At 35.5% G+C, this 22,046-nt stretch carries 18 protein-coding genes; 17 read left to right on the top strand and 1 reads right to left on the bottom strand.

Features of this window, described 5'->3' with window-relative positions:
* The first annotated feature begins 3 nt into the window (after positions 1-3).
* The 8 genes from CQ046_RS14445 (at position 4) to CQ046_RS14410 (ending at position 12,253) form a co-directional block, all read left to right on the top strand.
* Positions 4-6,639 (top strand): RHS repeat-associated core domain-containing protein, encoded by a 6,636-nt coding sequence (locus tag CQ046_RS14445; RefSeq protein WP_105702951.1) that lies wholly within the window; start codon positions 4-6, stop codon positions 6,637-6,639.
* A 5-nt stretch (positions 6,640-6,644) separates the two neighbouring features.
* Positions 6,645-7,247, top strand: coding sequence for a hypothetical protein (locus CQ046_RS14440; protein ID WP_105702950.1), 603 nt, complete (start codon positions 6,645-6,647; stop codon positions 7,245-7,247).
* 520 nt (positions 7,248-7,767) lie between these two features.
* Complete coding sequence (locus tag CQ046_RS14435; RefSeq protein ID WP_105702949.1) at positions 7,768-8,295, top strand: hypothetical protein; 528 nt, start codon at positions 7,768-7,770, stop codon at positions 8,293-8,295.
* A gap of 7 nt (positions 8,296-8,302) precedes the next feature.
* The gene (locus CQ046_RS14430) at positions 8,303-9,028 is read left to right on the top strand and encodes a hypothetical protein (protein ID WP_123906628.1); all 726 of its coding nucleotides are present in this window, start codon (positions 8,303-8,305) and stop codon (positions 9,026-9,028) included.
* 73 nt (positions 9,029-9,101) lie between these two features.
* A complete protein-coding gene (locus CQ046_RS14425; RefSeq protein ID WP_123906627.1) occupies positions 9,102-9,986 on the top strand; it encodes a hypothetical protein in 885 nt (294 codons plus the stop codon).
* 10 nt (positions 9,987-9,996) lie between these two features.
* Positions 9,997-10,701 carry a hypothetical protein gene (locus CQ046_RS14420; RefSeq protein ID WP_123906626.1) on the top strand — a complete coding sequence of 235 codons (705 nt, stop codon included), beginning with the start codon at positions 9,997-9,999 and terminating at the stop codon, positions 10,699-10,701.
* A gap of 104 nt (positions 10,702-10,805) precedes the next feature.
* Entirely contained in the window at positions 10,806-11,657 is an 852-nt protein-coding gene (locus tag CQ046_RS14415; RefSeq protein ID WP_123906625.1) for a hypothetical protein, read from the top strand.
* Positions 11,658-11,743: 86 nt separating this feature from the next.
* Positions 11,744-12,253 (top strand): hypothetical protein, encoded by a 510-nt coding sequence (locus CQ046_RS14410; RefSeq protein WP_123906624.1) that lies wholly within the window; start codon positions 11,744-11,746, stop codon positions 12,251-12,253.
* Between the two features lie 18 nt (positions 12,254-12,271).
* Here CQ046_RS14410 and CQ046_RS23620 read toward each other — a convergent pair whose 3' ends face one another.
* The gene (locus CQ046_RS23620; protein ID WP_165790527.1) at positions 12,272-12,427 is read right to left on the bottom strand and encodes a hypothetical protein; all 156 of its coding nucleotides are present in this window, start codon (positions 12,425-12,427) and stop codon (positions 12,272-12,274) included.
* Positions 12,428-12,491: 64 nt separating this feature from the next.
* Here CQ046_RS23620 and CQ046_RS14405 point away from each other — a divergent pair, with 64 nt between their 5' ends.
* The 9 genes from CQ046_RS14405 to CQ046_RS14365 all read left to right on the top strand — a co-directional run bounded on the left by CQ046_RS14405 (position 12,492) and on the right by CQ046_RS14365 (position 21,690).
* Complete coding sequence (locus CQ046_RS14405; protein WP_105702943.1) at positions 12,492-13,148, top strand: hypothetical protein; 657 nt, start codon at positions 12,492-12,494, stop codon at positions 13,146-13,148.
* 9 nt (positions 13,149-13,157) lie between these two features.
* Entirely contained in the window at positions 13,158-13,673 is a 516-nt protein-coding gene (locus tag CQ046_RS14400) for a hypothetical protein (protein WP_105702942.1), read from the top strand.
* Between the two features lie 258 nt (positions 13,674-13,931).
* Positions 13,932-14,531: a hypothetical protein gene (locus CQ046_RS14395; protein ID WP_105702941.1), complete on the top strand. Its 600-nt coding sequence runs from the start codon at positions 13,932-13,934 to the stop codon at positions 14,529-14,531.
* 297 nt (positions 14,532-14,828) lie between these two features.
* The gene (locus CQ046_RS14390; protein WP_105702940.1) at positions 14,829-15,044 is read left to right on the top strand and encodes an EndoU domain-containing protein; all 216 of its coding nucleotides are present in this window, start codon (positions 14,829-14,831) and stop codon (positions 15,042-15,044) included.
* Positions 15,045-15,048: 4 nt separating this feature from the next.
* The gene (locus tag CQ046_RS14385) at positions 15,049-15,372 is read left to right on the top strand and encodes a MafI family immunity protein (protein WP_105702939.1); all 324 of its coding nucleotides are present in this window, start codon (positions 15,049-15,051) and stop codon (positions 15,370-15,372) included.
* Positions 15,373-15,625: 253 nt separating this feature from the next.
* Entirely contained in the window at positions 15,626-15,958 is a 333-nt protein-coding gene (locus tag CQ046_RS14380) for a hypothetical protein (RefSeq protein WP_105702938.1), read from the top strand.
* A 60-nt stretch (positions 15,959-16,018) separates the two neighbouring features.
* Positions 16,019-17,107: an efflux RND transporter periplasmic adaptor subunit gene (locus tag CQ046_RS14375; RefSeq protein WP_105702937.1), complete on the top strand. Its 1,089-nt coding sequence runs from the start codon at positions 16,019-16,021 to the stop codon at positions 17,105-17,107.
* Positions 17,108-17,135: 28 nt separating this feature from the next.
* Positions 17,136-20,258, top strand: coding sequence for an efflux RND transporter permease subunit (locus CQ046_RS14370; RefSeq protein WP_105702936.1), 3,123 nt, complete (start codon positions 17,136-17,138; stop codon positions 20,256-20,258).
* Positions 20,239-21,690, top strand: a complete 1,452-nt coding sequence (locus tag CQ046_RS14365; protein WP_105702935.1) for a TolC family protein — start codon at positions 20,239-20,241, stop codon at positions 21,688-21,690. The genes CQ046_RS14370 and CQ046_RS14365 overlap by 20 nt, the downstream gene beginning before the upstream one ends.
* Positions 21,691-22,046: the final 356 nt, after the last annotated feature.

Here is a 22,046-nt window from a genome sequence, read left to right as displayed (position 1 = left end):
GCTATGAAAAAGTACAATCATAAGAAAATACAGGTATTTTCATCATTCCTATTATCTCTTATATCTGTTCTAGGGTTTTCACAATCATGGATTCCACCGAAATTTCATGATACTAAAGGAAGTATAGACGTTACTGGGGCGGGACAACTTCAGTATACACTTCCTATTGATCTTCCTCCGGGCATTAAAAATGCAGCTCCCAATATCAGCCTTCTTTATACAAGTGGTGCGGCAAACGGGCTTGCAGGATATAGCTGGAATATTTCAGGAATCAATGCAATTTCAAGGGTGGGAAAAAATCTTGAAAAAGATGGTATCACAAAGGGGGTACAGCTTGACTACTCCGACTATTACAGCTTTAATGGACAAAGATTAATCTTAAAATCCGGAGAATATGGGAAAGATGGAGCAGAATATGTAACTGAAAAATATTCCAATATTAAAATTAAATCTGTAGGAAGCATTACCGGACAAAGCTGGCAAGGTCCTGAATATTGGGAAGTTACTTCACCAGACGGCTCACAGGTATGGTACGGGGCTTCAGCATCAGGCAATAGCTCTGCCAGAACTCCTGTAGATTATAATATTGTAAAGTCAAAAGATATTAATGGCAATTATGTGACTTACAATTATACTTCTGAAGGTAACGTATCGGTCATCAGCAGTGTTCAGTGGGGAGGAAATGAGGTGAAGGGAACCCAGCATATGAATAAAATTGATTTTAATTTTGTGGTAAGACCTTTTCAGGAAACCGCCTATATCAAAGGAGTTTTATTTACACAGTCTAAGCAGCTTGAATCCATTGTGGTTTCAACCCTGGGTGAACAATACAAGAAATATAAAATTTCTTACAGGGATCTGCCCCAAAACCAATACAGGTATTTGGAAAAGATTACAACGTTAAACAGTAATAATGAAGAGGCCAATCCGGTAGTATTTACTTATGAAGACTCTGCCTTTAAAAATAACAGATGGAGCCATAGCTATACGCTAAGGCCGAATCCGGATACCGATGTGGTGGGTGACTTTGATGGTGACAGTAATCTTGATATATTAAGGTATCATGCTCAGACATCAGCCAAAATACCACAGGTAGGATTATATCTTTACAGTAATTACGTTGATTTCTATAATCTAAGTGGGGCTTACTATAATGACGGGTTGCCCATATTTGTAGGAAATTCTGTATCGGGAGTTAAAGACGCTGTTGTTGTAAATTTAAAAAAGGGCAATCTTGTCCGTAACCGTCAGGGATTTGTACTTAAAAAAAAGATGCTCAATTCCTCCACTACCCCATCAGATCTTCAGCTCTCTTTCTATGGGCTTACAGAAGATAATCAGTTGGTTTTGGATTACACTAAAACGATTCCAGCCGCAGATTATGATAATACAATGGGAACTATAAGTAACGGTGTACAGACTACCGTTACAGGATTAAAAAGTGTTGACTTCAACGGGGATAGTCTCAACGAGCTTGTCCTGGTTCTCAATGATAAAGAATGTCATCCTACAGTAGATATTAGTACCACTGCTAGACCACCCCAGGAATGCAGCAGTACTAAAAGATATTATGTGGTAGATCCCGATGAGTCCATTCAGGGTAATGGATGGTATTATCCATTGGAGCTTTATCCTGACTATGATCAGATAGACAGCGATGTGTTTGCATTGTACAGAGCAGGAGATTTCAATGGTGATGGGATCTTTGATTTCATTAAATTAAGCCAGGACCAAAAACCTTTACTGATCTCTTTTAAGAAAAATGTACAAGGACAGTATGAATCATTTATAGCTCCTTTTAATCCGGCTAATGATGAAACAATAAAAGGATATTGGAAAGACAGCCTTGTAGGAGATTATAATGGTGATGGGCTAAGTGATTTAATGATGCCCGGAACCCCTACTTCCGCTATCTGGTATCTCTATACTTCCAAAGGAAATGCCTTTAAAGAAGAAACTAAAGTATTTTACCGTCCTGAACCAACCAGAAGAATTACTAAAGATGCCTATGAACATATCAATGTGGCAAATCCAAGAACTTTTGTAGCCTATGATATTAATAATGATGGGAAAACGGAGCTTGTTATGCTAGAAGGCGGCAGATATTACCGTAAGCAGGATACACAGGATAGCGGGCAGGGTGTAAAATACATAAAGAATTACACCGCAAAAGCTTATATATTCTCTGCTCTTTCAGGGGAATTACCATCAGTAGGGGGCGGTTATGGTCTATTAGATGAAGTCGTTTATCTCAATGGCAGCAATATTAATCAGGAACTTGCTCAAACCCGAAGAGATGTTATGGGACTTTCCGTTGATCAGTGGACAGGTGGTATGATAAGGCGTTTTGCAATGGTTTCTTTACAGGGTGAAACGTATGGTTTTGGGAACGAACAGGACCTCGCATCTAGTCCCTATATAGATGCAACAGGGGAAGCCCGTATTAAAAAAATAGTTCAGGGGGGAGTTACCACTGAAGTCACCTATTGGAAATTAAATAAAGCTGATGGCATCTATGATAAAGCTAAAACAGAAAATTATCCTTATGTAGAAATCAATCAGTCACACGGAATGTATGTGGTTTCAGAAATGACACAGACACAATGGAAGCCGGAAGATCCTTTATCAAATGTCAAATTAATACAAAATTTTAAATACAGAGGCCTTACTGCTAATATTCTGGGTAAGGGGATGGTAGGTTTTAGAAAAATGGCAAGATCTTCCTGGTATTCTAATGCGTTTGAAAATAACACCACCAATACCATCATATGGTCAGGAATAGAAATAGACCCTGTAAATGATGGTATTCCTTTGAAAGAATGGACTACCAAACAGTATGCAGCTATTTTTCCTGACGATCTTTCTGAAAATAACACCCAGCTAATAAGTTTAAAAACCAATACTTATCAAACCGTAAAGCTCTTGAACGGCCAGGTAGTCAATACAGTTTCCGATGCCGACAAGCCAAAAATCGTAACCGCTATTTTACCTGCAAAAAGCAGAACTAAAGACTTTTTAACAGGAACCATTGCAGAAAATAATATTATTTATGGACAGTATTACCTGCCTACCTTGTCTATTTCAAAGGTTAATGACTCCTATGGAATGACAACTTCCGGATTTGAGTATGAACATAATCCTTCAGGAACAGGAAGCGGATATTATATAGGCCGCCTGAAATCTAAGACCGTAACTCAGAAGGCCTACGGAGACAGCCAAACTGGTAAAGAGGAATATACCTACGAAAATAGCAGAATAAAAAGTCTAAAAAAATGGAACAGGAATAATACAGGCTATATTCTGGAAACCTATGCGTATGACGGGTTTGGAAACATAGCCGGGAAAACGCTTTCTAACAGTATAGATTCTCAGGTTCGTACAACCACATCACAGTATGACCCCACGGGAAGATTTATCATTAAGAAGACAGATCACTTAGGATTAGATACCCAGTTTTCTTATAATGACTGGGGACAGCTGACAGGTCAGACAGACCCATTAGGAAATACCCTTGAAAATAATTATGATAATTGGGGCAAGTTAATGGTCTCAACTAATAGTATTCAAGGAAAAACTATTTATAATTACGAGAGGGATACCAAAGACAATGTTACTGTAATAAAGACGAGTCCGGATGGTAATGTATCCAAAACATTTACCAACAAACTGGGGCAAGTATACAAAACAACGACTAAGGCTTTCGCGCAGGGTCAATTTGTATCCAAAGAAATCCAGTATGATGTTCTGGGAAGAAAGATTAAGGAGTCTGAACCTTATTTTGATGGGCAAACTGCGAATAAGTGGAACACAATCACGTATGATGATTCCGTATACCCTGCTAAGGTAAAGGCTACAGCATTTACAGGTAAACAGACCGAAACTGCTGTATCAGGCCTTACAACAACGGTAAAAGAAACCCATACTGATGATTATGGAAGAACCACAATCAAAACGGCAGATGCTTTAGGAAACACCATTGCTTCTACAGATAAGGGAGGAACCATAAAGTTTTCTTACAATGCAGCTGGAGAGCAGCTGAAAGCTCAGTATGCTGAAAATACCGTCACCACAGTGTATGATGTATGGGGAAGGAAATCTGAATTTAACGACCCTTCAAACGGATTGTATAAATATGAATATGACGGACTGGGACAGCCTAAGAAAACCATTAGCCCTAAAGGAACTAAAGAATATATTTACAATAATCTGGGGCAGCTGGTTTCTCAGAAAGAACTTTCTACTGGTGACGGAGGCGCTGCAACTAATAAAGATATTACTTTCACATATGATAGTAAAGGGTTGCTTATTAAAAAATCTGGTACAGCAAATGGCAATGCATTCAGTACAGAATATGAATATGACCCCCAGGGAAGGATTGTTTCTGCAATAGAGAACAGCAACGGGAGAACCTACGCCAATAAAGGCATTACATATGATGATAAAGGAAGGGAGATTTCTTATGTAAAGCAGCTGTCTTCCTCCGGGATGTTTACCGAAGTTCAGATAGAGAACGTTTATAATGATTGGAACGGGGAGCTTTACCAGATCAAAGATCAGCAGCAGGACAAGGTTCTTTGGGAACTTTTGGAAACTAATGCAAAAGCACAGGTTCTTGGAGAAAGGTTAGGATCTGCAAGTATTATTAATTCCTATAATGATGCTACAGGAATGCTTACGGAAATTAAACATAGTTCTTCCCAGCACCCATCTATCCTGAATATTCAATATGGTTTCAATGTCATCAGAAATGAGTTGAAATCCAGAAAAACATTCGGAGATTTTAATATCATTGAATCTTTTGAATATGATGACAATAACAGGCTTCTTAACTGGACAAATCCTGTAACTGGTCAGCTTTCCAAAAACGGGTATGATGAAAAAGGAAGGATCAGACAGAATGACCAGGTAGGCGAGATAAAATTTGATAATTCATCAAAAATTTATCAGCCTACAGGAATGAGCCTTAATAATAATGGAGTACAGAATTATACAGGTGATCTTATCCAGACTGTTGTTTATAATGAGAATAATGACCCGGTACAGATTCAGGGAGAAAAGGCTCAGATTAATTTCGGGTATGGGCTAGGCAATATGAGACAAAGAGTTGATATTGCAGAACAGACTGGGAACATAGATAAGCCTAACTGGGAAAATCGTTTCAGCAAATTTTATAATGAAGATGGCAGCTTTGAAATCGTAAAAAATTCATCTGCAGGTCAGGAAAAGCATATTATCTATATTGAGGGTACTCCTTATGAAAGTAATATTGTATATTTGAAAGACTTTGAACAGAGCAGCGGATCTTATAAATTTTTACACAAAGATTATTTGGGCAGTATACTGGCAATCTCTGATCAAGACGGTAAGAGACTGGAGCAGCGACATTATGATGCATGGGGTAACCTTACCCACCTGAAGATTGGAACCGGAGTGATTAACACTAACAAGGATGTCATCCTGAGCTTGTCGAAGGATCTTCTTGTAGACAGAGGATATACCGGACATGAGCATTTTATGAAAGTGGGAATTATTCACATGAATGGTAGATTGTATGATCCATTATTAAGAAGGTTCTTAAATGCTGATGAGAATATACAAGATCCTGCCAATACCCAAAACTATAACAAGTACGGGTATGTGATGAACAATCCACTGATGTACAATGATCCGAACGGGGAATTTTGGATGTGGCTTGCCGGAGCTTTTGCAGGTGGATATTTAAATGGTGTTGCAGCTAATAATGGTAACTGGAATCCCGGAAAATGGGACTGGCAGAAGTCATGGAGTGCTGTATTAGGCGGTGCTATTGGTGGAGCAGCAATCTCAGGAACCCTTGGGAATATTGCAAATAATGTAGGAGCCATTAAGTTTGTACTGCCAAGTATTGTTTCTGGAGGGTTAAACTCTGCGTTTACTGGATCTAATCTATTAGGTGGTGCTATTGGAGGATTATCTTATTCTGGGAATTTGTCTGGTAATAATATAACTTCTACAGACGGTATTAGCGCTGCTTATAAGTATATCATTTCTCCAGATTATGGTAACGATGAGGTGGCAGATGATTGGATAGCGCCATTTGGGAAAAAATTCAAAACAATTGATAACGTTTTGAAAGGTGATAAATTTGAATCTTATGAAGAAAATGGTAATGTTTGTTTTAGGGCAGCAAAAGCTCAAACAATCAATGGAGGCGGAAATCCTTCTGGTCCATTAGAAGCTTTGCAAACATTTATTGATAACCCTTACCAAGCAAAACATGGTGGAGATCAATTGAAGCTTTCATATGTGGTGGCTATTAATACTCTTATGAATGAGTTGAATAATAGCAGACCTATAACAATTGGTGTAACTTATGCTAGGAACGAAGTTGGAAATCATAACAGAATTACAGACCATTTTATTACTGTAGTTGGTATGGGATATGATTATAACGTAAATAGAAATTTTTTCTCTTTTTACGATAATGTTGGAAATACAACTAATCTCCAAATTAATAGATTGTATGTTTATCCAAACAGAACAGTAACAGGTCAAGGTTATGGTAATAATACATATTACATGACTGAGGTGAGACCCAATATGCCAAAACCAAATTTATTTAATTCAAAAAATATTTATTATTATAAACAATACCCTTAATTATTATGAAAATGTTAATTCTTATTTTATTGACCATAATATCATGCTCTAATAGCGAACAAAAGAAAGTTTTAAATAAAACATATAGTAAAGAAATGGAAACGTCCAAATTAAAAAGTTTTGATTTTGATAATATTGAAAATAATTTTGTAGACAAAACAAGTGATTTGAAAGATGATATTACTAAGATTAATAAGTCTGTATTGATCCCTTATGATGTTATTTCTAATAGATTCTTATATCCGGTAAATGAAACTATTTATGAGAAGTCTTATATAAAAAGCAAGTATTATGCTGGTTATAAGCTAAAGATTGCAGATAATATATGGATACTGTGTTACTTGCATCATTTCGATTTACATAGCGAAGAACTGATCTGGACAATTTATGATTCCAAGAATAAACAAGTCAAATCAAATCTAGTAATAGCAAGTTGGAATGAAAATACGGAAAAGAAAGTTAATTATTTTGATGGTAAAACAATCTCTATATCAACTACTTATAAAAGAAATTTTGAAAATGGTTTAGAGGGAGATACTAGCAAACCTCTTCAAGTAGTAGATAATTTTGAGATTGATAAAGATTCTAGATTTATACACAAAAAATAGTGAAAACAAGATTTTAATATCTACCATTACGTAATGATGGCAATCGTTTTTACATTCAATATGATTACCTTAAGCAAAAGCAGGAATTCCTGCTTTTGCTCTATTAATATAACAATCAATCCGCGTAAAATGGGACTGGAAAAAAATATAGAGTGCTGTATTAGGTAGTGCTATTGGCTGAGCAACGATTTCACGAACACTGGGAAATATTGCAAGCAACCCCGGAGCCATTAAGTTTGTACTGCCAAGTATCGTTTCAGGAGGACTGAACTCAGCTTTTGCAGGAGGTAATTTCTTAGGTGGTGCTGTTGGTGGGTTATCTTATACAGCTAACATAGCGGGTAATAGTATAACTTCTACAGATGGGATTAGTGTTGCGTATAGATATATTGCAGCTCCTGAAGAAGATTATTCTGGAGGAGGATGGGATGATTTAACGAAGAGCATATTACTCAATTATGTTAAAAATAATTTTTGTCCTGCTTGTTCTACTGGTGCATTACAGCAAAAAGCTGGAACAATGTTCGAAAATGCTTTTAATTCAATAATGGGTTCAGATTTAGCAGCATTTAATTATACAGGTAATGATCGGAAAATTGAGGGAATGTATAAAGGAAGACCTAGAAATACAATCCCTGATGGGGTATTTGATTTGGTAAGAGACAATTATTATTCATTAATAGTGGGCGCTTATGAAATACCAACACCATTCCCTAAGGACTCTAGAAGATATCCTGGCGTTCAGTTCGCAGAGGTTAAAGCAATGGACGGTACATTGTATACAAGCTCTAATCAAGGCCAGCTAGCCGCTATGATTAACTCTATGCATACTAATAGTGGTGTTAATAGATTTGGAGGTCAGTTTATAATAGGAACTACTTCTGATACTTTTATTTCTCCAAGTATTTATACATTAGGAGCCAGTTTTGGTAATAGCGCAATTAATATTGTCCATCTGAAAAGCCAATATAGAATGATCTCCGGAGCCATGCAGGTGAGGTTTTCCCAAGGATGGTTCGGTACAACTAGTGCAGCTTATATTAAATAACAATACAATGAAAAATATTTTTTTTTTAATTCTGATCTTAAAATTTAATAGTATGGTGAGCCAAAAATATATAACTATTGATAAAAATGAAATTTTTAATAAATTTTCTTTAGAAATATTAAGAAAGGTAGAGAAACAATCAGAATTTAATCTTGCAACAGCAACCAAGGTTGAAGATAACCTATATTTAATTGAGCCTATGCAGGGTGCACAAAGTATCTTAGTCTCAAACAGCGTGTATAAGGAAATGTTTTCAAATAATAGTTTCCCACTATTTCCAGAAAATGATACTCCATATTATAGATATAGGGAACTGATGAATAAAGAGGACTTTTCAAAAGAAAACATGTTGAAAATATTAAGTGAGTTAAATTTCAATTATCAAGAAGATACATTTTATGCAGATGCAGAAAAATTTGTAAAGGAGCTCTCTTTAGATAATAAAAAGAAGTTTTTTATTCCAGCACTATACTTTATTGGTGAAGATTTACACAAACTTTGTCCTAATGCAAAATGGGATTTTAATATTCTGTATTATTTTCAGCCATTTTCTGATGTAGGTCTTTATTATGAGAAACGAAATTTTTCATTTTATGATTTAAATTTATTATTAGAAGATAAACTGTTCAATAATAAGAATATAGCATTTAAACGCATTTATCAAAAAATTGAAAAAAAATTGAAAAAAGATAAAGAGTTATGGTGGGACTTTGGAAATGTTAAAGGTGATTAATCTCTTTTATACCATATAGTAAGCAAAAGCAGGGATTCCTGCTTTTGTTCTATTAACAATGAAGCCTTGTAAAATGGGACTGGCAGAAGTCGTGGAGCGCGGTATTGGTGGTATGGCTATTTCAGGAACACTGGGAACGATCGTCAGCAACCCCGGAGCCATTAAGTTTGTATTGCCAAGTATCGTGTCAGGAGGGCTGAACTCAGCTTTTGCAGGAGGTAATTTCTTGGGTGGTGCTGTTGGTGGGTTATCTTATACAGCTAACATAGCGGGTAATAATATAACTTCTACAGATGGAATTAGTAGTGCATATAAATATATTATTTCTCCTGGTTACAATGATATTGAAAATAGCCAAAACAATTGGGGAGATTATTTACCACTCACTAAAGAAATTTATGCACAATATATTTTAGGACGTGGAAGAGGTCAACTAACCCCGAATGATCAAATTTATTTAGGCTACTTATTTGAAAATCAATTTATAGAATGGGGTTCAAAGAATATCCATAATGGATTTGCAAAAAATAGTATCAAGTTCAATAATACAATTCCTGATGGTGTAGAAGCATATTCACTTACTAAGGAAGTTATTTTATCACCTTTTAGAGTAATACCAGCCTTAAACTTTTATGAGATGAAATGCAGTTTCAACAATATTGGTTGTGGTACAGCTCAGGTTAAAAAAGAAATAACTGGATTAAGACGAACAAATGTTAGTCTTGGGGTTCCTGACGAACCTTATGTGGGAAATATGTATATCGTAACTCCTTATAACGTTGGTCTAACAAAAGGATTGAAAAATTTTGCTGAACAGAATAATATTGATTTAATACAATACAAATCTGTTTATCAAATTCGTGGAAGTTCAATGTACATGAACTTTATATTGGATGGAAGGCCGATTAGTACTGCTTCATCTAATATACCAGTTCCAGTGTATAGAAGTGGTAATTAAAATATCAACTATGAGAAATTTTTTTTTAACTTTATTAATATTTTTAAACCTATCAGTAATGGGGCAAAAACCTTTAAAAATAATCGAATGGGATAGTGATGAGCATCATCCTAATGAATTTGCATTTTTTTCTTATAATGAAGGAACTTCTAGGACGTGCACAAAACATAAAACAAAGGAAATTTATTACGTGAGAACTTTGCTTGGAAGGTATGCTCTTTATGTTTATGACAAGGAAGAAGCACTGAAAATTGTGAATTCTAGTGAATCAATTGATTTAGGAGGTATTTTAGAAACGAATGCTCAGGAAGAAATTGAAAAAATAACTCCACAGAACATTGATCAAAAATCAGTAGAGTTTTTAGAACGTTTCAATAAAAATTTCAAATTGAATGTCAACTATACTCCTAGCGAGAAAGAGATGGATTTTATAGATGAGCGAATGAGGAAAACCGTTTGGAATAAAGAAAATGTTTTTCTATTGAACTTCTATTGGATGGAGGCTACTAGAAGAAAGTTTAATTTTAGTTGGACTTTTGATAAAGTAATGACTTTCAATCCCTTTTATATTCCTGAATACATAAATCGCGATGGCCTTGGAAGTTCATATTATACTTTCCTAAAACCTTCCGCGAAAAAATTTATATCAATAAAATGGGCATTAGGAATAATTACTTCAAAGGAAATGATGGATAATAATAGAATGCCTTTATAATATGATACAAAAGCAGGAAACTTCCTGCTTTTGTTCTATTACGCAATGAAACCCTGTGAAATGGGACTGGCAGAAGTCATGGAGTGCGGTATTAGGTGGGGCTATTGGAGGGAGCAGCGATCTCAGGAACACTGGGAAATATTGCCAGCAATCCAGGTGCTATAAAGTTTGTACTGCCAAGTATAGTCTCAGGAGGATTAAATTCTGCATTTACAGGATCTAATCTATTGGGTGGTGCTATTGGTGGAATATCCTATTCAGGAAACTTATTCGGTAATAGTATAACTTCTACTGATGGAATTAATGCAGCATATAAGTATATTATTTCTCCGGAGGAAGATAATTTTGCTGGCGGATGGGATGATTTGACAAAGAATATATTACTTAATTATGTTAAAAATGGCTTTTGCCAAGCTTGTTCTTATGGTCAATTACAGCAAAAAGCAGGTACAATGTTTGAAAATGCTTTTAACAGGATTATGGGAATAGATTACTCTTCATTGAATTACGAAAGTAATGACACTAAAATTGCAGGCAAGTATAAAGGGAAATTGAGAAATACAATTCCTGATGGGATTTTTGATTTAGTTATTGATGAATATTATTCTATATTTAAAGTACCAACACCATTTCCTAAAAGTTCAACAAGGTATCCTGGTGTTCAGTTTGCAGAGGTAAAAGCAATGGATGGAACTTTATATAGTGGTTCAAATCAAGGACAAATTTCATCCATGCTTTATGCAATGAGTATAAATAATGGAGTGAATCAATATGGAGGTCAATTTATTATAGGTACCACCTCGGACACAAAAATTTCACCTAATATTGTGGCTCAAGGATTACTACATAATATACAAGTTGTACATATAACAGCTCAGTATAGAATGATAAATAAGTTTATGGAAGTGAGATTATATAATGGTGGTGCAAGTCCCAGTACAACATTTATTAAATAAAATAAATAATGATTATTAATTATATGAAAAGTATTCTTATTGTAGGACTAACTTTTTTAAGTTTAATTTTATACAGTCAAAATAATATGAACGAGCAATTAAATAAGTTATTTTTAGACTTGGATCTTACGTCAAATCCCCAAGCTATGGCTAATAAATCATCGCTAAAGTTTGAACATGTAGTGAGAAAGGGAATCAGTTGGGGAAATACCGGAGGAAATATAAATAATTTTGTCGCCAGCTTTAGTAAACACCCATTAATTCAATCAAGAATAAAGGAAGGTCAAATTAGTATAATCCAGAAAGAGGAAGATGTACAATTTAGCAATTTTTCAGTTAATGAGAGAATCTCATTTAACGATGAAAAAGATATGATAAGTGAATATAAACAATTGACTGAATCTTTTGAAAAATTAGGATACAGAGTTAAAAGTTCAACAATTCAAAATGAAAATTTTGAAATAAAATCTGAAAATACTGAAATCTTAATGGAAGATAATTCTAATAAATCTAAATTAACTATTGGTTATTATACACCATCAAAAGATGAAAGGAATAAGGAATATTTTCTTGCATTAGTTTTTACTAATTATTAGATAAAATATAAATTTAAATTACAAAAGCAGGAGTTCCTGCATTTGTTCTATTACGCAGTGGAACCAAGGTAAATGGGACTGACAGAAGTCATGGAGTGCTGTATTAGGTGGTGCTATTGGTGGAGCAGCGATATCAGGAACACTTGGGAATATTGCAAATAATGTAGGAGCCATTAAGTTTGTACTGCCAAGTATTGTTTCAGGAGGACTGAACTCAGCTTTTGCAGGAGGTAATTTCTTGGGTGGTGCTGTTGGTGGGCTATCTTATACAGGGAACTTATTCGAGAATAAAGTAACATCTACAAACATTGTTAGTAATGGATATAGGTACATTATTTCCCCAGATTATAACAATGAAGGAGAGGAATCTTATAGTTTCAATCCCGAAGAGCCTGTTAGTTTCTTTGGGAAAGGAGACGAGGCCGTTTTTCATCAGGTATATAAACAAATGTATGAGATGTTTAAAAATACTAAAGGAGATGGAATCTTTAGAGCCTATGGACACGGTAATTTTGAAACATTATTTAATGGTGAGGAAAGAATAAGAGATGCTAAAACCTTTGATTCCGTAATGAGTTCAAAAAATAAAAATTGGAAGAATGTAGATAATATGAAAGATCCTATTTTAATCATATACGCTTGTTTATCGGGAACAGAGAACAATGGAAGATTAGTTCCTATGGGAAAACAAATATCTCAAGCACACCCTAAACTTACCGTTTTTGCATTTAATGGCTTTGTCACTTATGATGCAAGTGTAAGTGGTATAAAAAATAGTAATCTTAAACAAAATTCCGGAGATGGGAATGGAATTATTAAAGTGTATTATGGCGGTAAGGCCATTGCCGCATATCAATACAAAGAATTTCTTAAACATTATCCAGCATTTAAATAATAATAAAATATGAAAAATATAATATTTTTATCATTTTTTTTATTCCTAGCATGTAATAAGAATGTAGATAAAAAAAATGACTTAAAGGATAACCAAAAGTCTGAATTAGAAAATATTCTTGAGAAAGAAAATACTAATACAGAAGAGTACACACAATACAAAGACAACAAGTTTGATTTTAATGATAAACAACTTTATGAAAATTTAAAGAAGGCAATATATGAGGGGGATACTCTCGCATATAAATCAGCTTCTAAACATTATATCATTAACGGTCGATATAAAGAATTTTTATATTATGCAATACTCATGGCAGAAAAGAATAATTATAAAGAAGCCTATTGGGATATATCAAGTATTTTAGCCTCAGGACAGCATGAACTATACGCTAGTCAGTATGAAACTTATTCTTTACTAAAATCATATGAAATGGGCGATAAAGGTGCTAAACAATCCGTAAAAAATATCTATATAGATAAAGGTAAAAAAATACCTAAATCTAGCTCAATTTATTGCTCTAAATAAAAAATTGTGACATTTATATAAATTAAACTAATTCAACTCTCTTGGCTAAACTCAAGAGAGTTTCACGTTATATGGAATATATTATTTTTAGGGGGTGGCAAAAACTTAATCTAAACATGGAATCATTTAATACTGACGCATTTTATGATAAATCCCTGGAGGGTTTAATGAATAAAATAAATCCTATTTTTAATAATTATTTAAAAAATACCTTAAAATGATAAAATACATATATATATATATATATTAATTGGCTTTGTGCTTCTTTTCTCATGTAAAGAACAACATAAAAACACATTAAATTTAACGTATATAAAAAATAATCAGGAGATATGTCTTCAATTTAAAAATGATACAAGTAAAGATATTATATTCTTAGTACCAAATTCTTTAGAATTTGGTGATAAAAATTTTGCAAGTTATTCTACACGAGGAAGTAGGGAGGAGGATTATCCTCTAAATGTCTATGCTGTAATTGAACCAGGACAATTCTCGGAAAGTTTTCAGAAAAAATTAGATAGTATTCACGATAGCTATCTAGCTGAAATTGGCAATAGTGCTTTTATAGGAGGCGAAAGATCTAGTGACGGAAATTCTGCATTATATTTAAAAAGCAATGATATTATAAAAGTAAAATATAAGCTAACTGTCAAACAAACTCTCCCAATAGAAAAATATTCTTCAAAATTTAAACAAAATTATTATCCTTATGATAAAGTATTGAAAGGAAATTATCCTGAAGCAGAATATTTAAGGAGATTTTCAAAACTTAATTTCGGGAAAGCTAAATTTATAGCACAGCCTATAATAGAGGACAGTTTGTTTTTGAAAATCACAGAAAATGATGCTAATAAATAGCAATTACCTAAAATTGTAAAAATTTCTATTTTTGCCCCTACTATAAACGGTAGGGGCTTTTTTGAAAATGAGGTCTTTACACTCAAAATGGTACAAAATGCACATTTTTTACTTGTAACAAAATAGTTCTTTATATGCGATAAATTACCCTGATGGCGAATTCTCGATTTGGTTTGTATCAATTTAGAATGTTTCGGAAGAACTTTACATATTATAGCAGGATATGCTACTGACAATGGCACGTTTGGTTTGGGAGCTTAAAAAGTTTTTACTAATGGGATAGCTCGTGCTAAAAGTATGTTCCCTGCTACATGGAGTAATTCTAAAATTATGCATGCAGTATCTAATGTTGCAATAAACAATCAATGGGTACAGCAAACAGGTAGGGCTGGAGCAGCGCTTACAAGAAGTGGTCACCCAGTAAGGTTTGTTGTTGAAGGTATTTATGAAGGTACAAAAATTAGAGTAATAATGACACATACAGAAATTATAACAGCTTTTACAATAAGATAATAATATGAATAAACTTAATGACACCTTGAATAGATTAATTGAAATTTCTAAAGTTTTAGGGTTAAATGATATAGATTTAAATAGTGCTAGAGAATATGTGATGCATAATGAATATGGTTTAAGTTTTGATACTTTAATAACACAGTTGTATGAATATGACATTGAAATTAATATTGAATTTTACGAGTTATTAGTGCAAATTGGGAAAGTGTTAAACTTAGATGAGAATTCCTATTCTTTTATGAAAGAATTAATAAGAGATGGAAAAACTATTCCTAAGACTGTAAAAGATGAATTATCAATAGTTATAACAAGTTTGAAGAAATAGAATATAGAATTAGAAATATTTCAATAAATTCTTAAAAGAAGCAGGTAATCTAAATAGTTACCTGTTTTATTTTTGCCAATAAAAGGCACCTAAATGATGACTAAGACTTATGAATGTTCTTAAATTCCAATCAATAGAATCATTCCCCCATTGTTTAAGTTTTTTTAACAGTCCAATGACCCAATTTTCCAGTAGAAATCCCTATTTTTGCACCACTATCGTTTTTTACTGAAAAACTAATGTTCTGGTTGACATGGCAAGTCTGAGGTCATTTTTCTTATTTTATATCCTGTTGGTTTTTACCCTTTTCAATTCGAATTGGGCAGAAAAATCATGGGAGAATATTCCTCACGTTCCTCATGTAAACAACATTCACGTTCTGGATGTGTACGAAGAGGCAGATATGAATACGCATGCATTGCCTGCTGCTGCCAAAATTGTAAAACATTCAGTTAAGAAAAACGATCCTGCAATTGCAGATTTTTCAGGAATATTAAAAGCTATTCCGAAAATTACCCTTCCGGAGATTGCAGTCTCTACTATTTGTGGCGTTAAGTCATTCCTCCATCTCCTCCAGTTGTACTAGTTGTAAGATTCTGTAAACCAAATCATTTTAACGGAATTTTTATAACCTAAACATTTAAAAATGTATTTTAAAACTGTAATAATTTGCATAGTTGCAACATTATTCGCTGTGTCATGCAGTAAAGACAAGGAGAAAAACAATAAAAGAGATAAAGAAGTTCCCGTACTGGAAATCAAGGAAAAAGATACACTGGTGAGTAACCAGTTTGTTACCGATATTCAGGCTAAAAAGAATGTTGAAATGCGTTCCAGAATCGGAGGCATTATACAGCATATCTATGTCAACGAGGGACAGTTTGTGCATCAGGGACAGGCTTTATTCAAAATCAATGATGCTGAACTTCAGATGGAACTTCTGAAAGCGAATGCGACTTTAAAGCAGGCTGAGGCAGACGTTCGTATTGCAGAAGTAGAACTGAAACAGATTCAGAGTCTTCATGCTAAAAAATTTGTTGCCAATAACGAATTGGAAATGGTGAAGGCAAAACTTTCCTCTGCCAAAGCAAAACATGCATTTGCTGATGCAGAAAAAAGAACGGTTCTGCAGAAAATAAGCTTTACGAGAATCACTGCACCTTTTGATGGGGTAATTGACGTGATTCCCCATAAAGACGGGAGTTTGGTGGAAAATGGAACACTATTGACCACACTTTCCCAATTGAACGAAGTATATGCCTATTTCTCTATTCCTGAAAACTTATATTTTGAGCTTTTGGCCAATGATAAGATCGGAAGCCATCAGAAGATTGAACTGACACTTCCCAACGGAGTTAATTACCAGTTCAACGGAGCTTTGAAAACAGCAGAAGGAGAAATCGACAGAACTACTGGTTCCATCCGCTATAAAGTACTTTTCCCGAATCCTGACCATTTGATAAAGCACGGAACTTCCGGAAAACTTATTATTTCAGAACATCAGGCCAATGCGATCCTTATTCCACAGAAATCTACCTTCTCCATTCAGGATAAGACCTATGTTTTTGTCGTGAATAAGCAGAATAAAGTGAAAATGACCAGCATTAAGATCGGAACTACTTTAAGAGATTCTTATATGGTAGAAAGCGGTCTTAAAAAAGGAGATTTAATCATTTATGAAGGGACTCAGTCTTTGAAAGACGGTGATATTATCAAAATCAAAAAGAAGTATTAACCTTTCATAATCTTTAAATCAATTAACTATGGTAGAAATGTTTATAAGACGAAAGGTTCTTTCGTTGGTTATTTCCATATTGTTTGTTTTGCTGGGAATTATGGCTTTGTTGAAAATGCCGATCACTCAGTTTCCTGATATTGTACCGCCTTCAGTAACGGTAACTGCAAAATATACAGGAGCGAATGCCGAAGTATCCGCCAATGCGGTAGCGCTTCCTCTGGAACGTGCGATTAATGGAGTACCGGGAATGACTTATATGTCGACGGTAACCTCCAATGACGGTCTTACGCTTATTCAGGTTTTCTTTGAAGTAGGAACAGATCCTGATGTAGCAGCAGTAAATGTTCAGAACAGGGTAACTACGATTTTGGATGAGCTTCCTGAAGAGGTAATCAGAGCGGGTGTAACTACTGAAAAAGAGGTGAACAGTATGCTGATGTATCTTAATATCACAAGTACAGATCCGAGCCAGGATGAGCAGTTCATCTATAACTTTACGGATATTAACGTTCTTCAGGAGCTGAAACGTATTGAAGGAGTAGGACGTGCTGAAATTATGGGGCAGAAAGAATACTCAATGAGAGTTTGGCTGGATCCACAGAAAATGGCAGCCTACAATATCTCAGCGGATGAAGTCATTACTTCGCTTCAAAAGCAGAATATTTCCGCAGCACCCGGAAAAGTGGGAGAAACATCTGGAAAAACCTCCAGCCAACTTCAGTATGTCATCAAATATAAAGGGAAGTTTTTTGAGCCTAAACAATATGAAGAAGTTCCCATCAGATCTGATGTGGACGGAACTATTTTAAAGCTAAAGGATATTGCCAAAGTGGAATTTGGAGCGATGAACTACGGAATGGTTTCCAAAACAGACGGAAGACCTTCTGCATCGATCATGATGAAGCAGCGTCCTGGTTCCAACGCTTCCGAAGTGATTGAAAGTGTAAAGGCAAAAATGGAAGAATTAAAGGTCACTTCTTTCCCTCCCGGGATGGAATATAACATGGCTTATGATGTTTCCAGATTCCTGGATGCTTCCATCAGTGCGGTATTGACAACCCTTATTGAAGCCTTTATTCTGGTCGGAATTGTGGTATTTATCTTCCTTCAGGACTGGCGTTCCACATTGATTCCCGTACTGGCTGTACCGGTAGCGTTGGTAGGAACATTTGCCTTCATGAATATGCTGGATTTCTCCGTTAACCTTTTAACGTTGTTCGCTTTGGTTCTCGCCATCGGAATTGTGGTGGATAATGCCATTGTCGTCGTTGAAGCCGTCCATGTGAAAATGGAAGAAGGAATGAATGCCATGGATGCCACTATCAGTGCCACCAAAGAAATTGCAGGAGCAGTAGTAGCGATTACGATTGTAATGTCTGCCGTATTTATTCCAGTAGCGTTTCTGGATGGTCCTGTAGGAGTATTTTACCGCCAGTTTTCATTAACGCTGGCCATCAGTATCGTGATTTCCGGAGTAAATGCATTGACGCTTACTCCTGCACTTTGCGCCATTATTTTAAAGCCCCATAATCATGATAAAAAGAAAACCATTATCGACAGGGCTTTCCAGAGTTTCAATATTGGTTTTGAAAAACTGACCAATGGTTATGTCGGTATTTTATCAAAATTTGCGACAAGAACTACAGTGACTTTCGGATTGCTGTTTTTATTTGTCGGACTTACTTTTGTGACCAGTAAATTCCTGCCGACAGGTTTTATTCCGATGGAGGATCAGGGAATGGTATATGTAAGTGTAACCACTCCACAGGGAGCAACGGTAGAAAGAACAGAAAAAGTACTGGATGAGGTTACCGTTATTGCCAAGAAAATTAATGGAGTAGAAAATGTTACCACACTTGCAGGATACAGCATCGTAACAGAAATTGCAGGTTCTTCTTACGGAATGGCAATGATTAATCTTAAAGACTGGAAAGAAAGAAATATTTCAGTGAATGATCTCATTGCAGAGCTTTCTGATAAAACAAAAAGCATTGCAGATGCTCAGATTGAGATTTTTGCTCCGCCAACAGTTCCAGGTTTCGGTAATACCAGCGGCTTTGAATTGCGTTTGCTCGACAGAACCGGAGGAACCATCGAGAATACGGATAAGATCACGAAGGATTTTGTCAAAAAATTAAACGAAGCTCCGGAACTGCAGAACAACTTTACCAGCTTTGATGCTACTTTCCCGCAATATATGATCAATGTAGATTATGATATGGCAGCGAAGAAAGGAGTATCAGTAGACAATGCGATGTCTACACTACAAACTATGCTGGGATCTTATTACGCCACGAATTTTATCCGCTTTAGCCAGATGTATAAAGTGATGGTGCAGGCAAGTCCGGAACACAGAGATACCCCTGAAAGTATTCTGAATTTATATTTAAAAAATGACAAAGGCGAAATGGTGCCTTTCTCCACATTTATTACGATTGAAAAGGTATATGGACCTGAAGTTTTGACGAGGTATAATATGTATATGTCTGCTATGATCAACGGAGAGCCTGCAGATGGTTACAGTTCAGGAGACGCCATTACAGCTGTAGAACGTGTAGCCAAAGAAACACTGCCAAGAGGATTCGATATAGAATGGTCGGGGATGACAAGAGAAGAAATCTTATCCGGAAACCAGACGGTTTATATCTTCGCGATATGTCTTCTGTTCGTGTATCTTTTATTAGCAGCGCAATATGAAAGTTTCCTTCTTCCAATGCCAGTATTATTAAGCCTTCCGACAGGAATCTTCGGGTCTTACATTGCATTGGTAATAATGGGGCTGGACAATAATATCTATGCGCAGGTAGCATTAGTCATGCTGATCGGGCTTCTGGCCAAAAATGCCATTCTGATTGTAGAATTTGCCGTGGCAAGAAATAAACAGGGATATGATATTATTCCGGCCGCTATTGAAGGGGCAAGACAGCGTCTGAGACCTATTTTGATGACTTCTTTTGCATTTGTGGCAGGACTTATTCCGTTATGTATTGCATCAGGAGCGGGAGCAATTGGTAACCGTTCCATTGGTACCGCTGCAGCTGGAGGAATGCTGATTGGAACTATTTTCGGATTGGTGGTGATTCCCGGATTGTATATATTCTTTGCAAAACTTGAAAATAAGAAGAAAGATGAAAAGATTAAATCATAGAAATATATTGTATGGAATAGCTTCACTTGCCCTGGTTTCGTGTGCTGTTCCCAAAGTAACAGAGCTGAAAAAAGCTCAGGAATTACCGGAGGAGATCATCAAAGCTGATAAAAATAAATCTACTGATGAATTCCAACAGATTAATCTGAAGGCCTATTTTACAGATCCGAACCTGCTGGAACTTTTTGATAAAGTGGTTCAGGCTAATCCGGATTTCCAGATTGCCCAGCAAAGAGTAGAAATTGCCAACAGTTTCCTTCAAAGATCAAAAATGGACTTACTGCCTTCCCTTGAGGTAGGTGTTGAAGCTTCAGGAAACCGTTATGGGAAATATACGATGGAAGGCGTTGGAAACTATGATACCAATCTTTCGCCTAATATTACAGAAAATCAGAAAATCAACAGAGATTTTACGCCTAATTACTGGGTGGGAGCAAGAAGCAGCTGGGAAATTGATGCGTGGGGAAAACTGAAGAATAAGAAAATTGCTGCCCAGAAGAAATTTCTGGCTTCCGCAGAAGGACTGAGATTATTACAGGTAGAGCTTTTTACGGATATTGCCAATCTGTATTATCAGTTGGTTGCCCTGGATAATCGTCTTGCGATTTATCAGAAAAATTATAAGCTTCAGCAAAGAGCTTTTGAGATTGTTCTGGCACAACGTGAAGTAGGAAAAGCTACAGAATTGGCGGTTCAGCAGTTCAAAGCACAGAATAACAACTGGCTGGCAGAGATTGAACACATAAGAGTGGAAATTGTCACGGTAGAACAGGCGATTACAACATTAACAGGAAGCTACGGCGGAGATGTAAAACGCGGGAGAATCCTGATGCCCACCAATATGGAAGTGTTAAATAAAACCATTAATGTAGAAAATGTGATTCATTCCAGACCGGATGTTGCTGCCAATTATTATGTTTTGGAAGCTTCTCAGGCTGATGCAAAGGCTGCAAGAGCTGCTTTTTATCCCAAGATTGATTTGGGGGCCGGCTTTGGGCTGAATTCTTTTTCCGTTGAAACATTCTTTAAACCAAGTTCACTGGCCGGGCAATTGTTGGGTGGATTAATGGTTCCTGTTTTCAATAAAGGACAGCTGAAATATGAGTTTAAAGTAGCAAGTAAGGAGCAGGAAATTGCTTTTTTAAACTATCAAAAAAGTATTACCACTGCTTTTAATGAATTACAGTCGATTCTGAAACAGACCAAGATCTATGAACGTGTTTTGAAGCTGAAATCAGAAGAAGTAGCTTTCCTTGACCGTGGTGTAGAGGTTTCCAATGATCTCTATCTGACAGGATATGCTAATTATTTTGAACTGATCAATTCTCAGAAAAGCAAACTAACCGCTGAATTGGATTTATTGCAATTCCAGCACCAGAATACCAGAAACAACGTCCTGCTGTTTAAAGCACTGGGAGGCAAGCTGGATTAATTTTTACTTTTTTTACGATGAGAGGAGCCGTCTTTTTTTAAGACGGCTTCTTTTATGTTAAAAATTTCAAGTATGCGTTACGGGTTTCCGTAATGATAATTGAAATAATTCCAGGATCTTTACAATAAATAAAATAGCTAACCATGAAAACTCAGAAGAACATGTCAACAAAGCTCTGGCAGGAATAAAGCATGAAATATTGTGATCCTGGGCTTTAGTACAATTGCTCCTGAGTTTTGTACAAAAAATCTAACTTATTACAAGTTGAGATAGTTTTTTTATATGATTAAAAAAGAGACTGCCCGGAAGGACAGTCTCTTTCTGTATTATTTACAATATACCCGCCGTGTGGCAGT

Source organism: Chryseobacterium sp. MYb7, assembly GCF_002979455.1.
Taxonomy (GTDB): Bacteria; Bacteroidota; Bacteroidia; order Flavobacteriales; family Weeksellaceae; genus Chryseobacterium.
Note: the sequence above shows the minus strand (reverse complement) of the source record. Positions and strands in the feature narration are given on the sequence as shown.

What these genes read in the sequence shown, in the direction of transcription:
- CQ046_RS14445 (WP_105702951.1), top strand. Translation starts at nt 4, where the DNA reads ATGAAAAAGTACAATCATAAGAAAATACAGGTATTTTCATCATTCCTA.
- CQ046_RS14440 (WP_105702950.1), top strand. Translation starts at nt 6,645, where the DNA reads ATGAAAATGTTAATTCTTATTTTATTGACCATAATATCATGCTCTAAT.
- CQ046_RS14435 (WP_105702949.1), top strand. Translation starts at nt 7,768, where the DNA reads ATGTTCGAAAATGCTTTTAATTCAATAATGGGTTCAGATTTAGCAGCA.
- CQ046_RS14430 (WP_123906628.1), top strand. Translation starts at nt 8,303, where the DNA reads ATGAAAAATATTTTTTTTTTAATTCTGATCTTAAAATTTAATAGTATG.
- CQ046_RS14425 (WP_123906627.1), top strand. Translation starts at nt 9,102, where the DNA reads ATGGGACTGGCAGAAGTCGTGGAGCGCGGTATTGGTGGTATGGCTATT.
- CQ046_RS14420 (WP_123906626.1), top strand. Translation starts at nt 9,997, where the DNA reads ATGAGAAATTTTTTTTTAACTTTATTAATATTTTTAAACCTATCAGTA.
- CQ046_RS14410 (WP_123906624.1), top strand. Translation starts at nt 11,744, where the DNA reads ATGAACGAGCAATTAAATAAGTTATTTTTAGACTTGGATCTTACGTCA.
- CQ046_RS23620 (WP_165790527.1), bottom strand. Translation starts at nt 12,427, where the DNA reads ATGGCTCCTACATTATTTGCAATATTCCCAAGTGTTCCTGATATCGCT.
- CQ046_RS14400 (WP_105702942.1), top strand. Translation starts at nt 13,158, where the DNA reads ATGAAAAATATAATATTTTTATCATTTTTTTTATTCCTAGCATGTAAT.
- CQ046_RS14390 (WP_105702940.1), top strand. Translation starts at nt 14,829, where the DNA reads ATGTTCCCTGCTACATGGAGTAATTCTAAAATTATGCATGCAGTATCT.
- CQ046_RS14385 (WP_105702939.1), top strand. Translation starts at nt 15,049, where the DNA reads ATGAATAAACTTAATGACACCTTGAATAGATTAATTGAAATTTCTAAA.
- CQ046_RS14380 (WP_105702938.1), top strand. Translation starts at nt 15,626, where the DNA reads ATGGCAAGTCTGAGGTCATTTTTCTTATTTTATATCCTGTTGGTTTTT.
- CQ046_RS14375 (WP_105702937.1), top strand. Translation starts at nt 16,019, where the DNA reads ATGTATTTTAAAACTGTAATAATTTGCATAGTTGCAACATTATTCGCT.
- CQ046_RS14370 (WP_105702936.1), top strand. Translation starts at nt 17,136, where the DNA reads ATGGTAGAAATGTTTATAAGACGAAAGGTTCTTTCGTTGGTTATTTCC.
- CQ046_RS14365 (WP_105702935.1), top strand. Translation starts at nt 20,239, where the DNA reads ATGAAAAGATTAAATCATAGAAATATATTGTATGGAATAGCTTCACTT.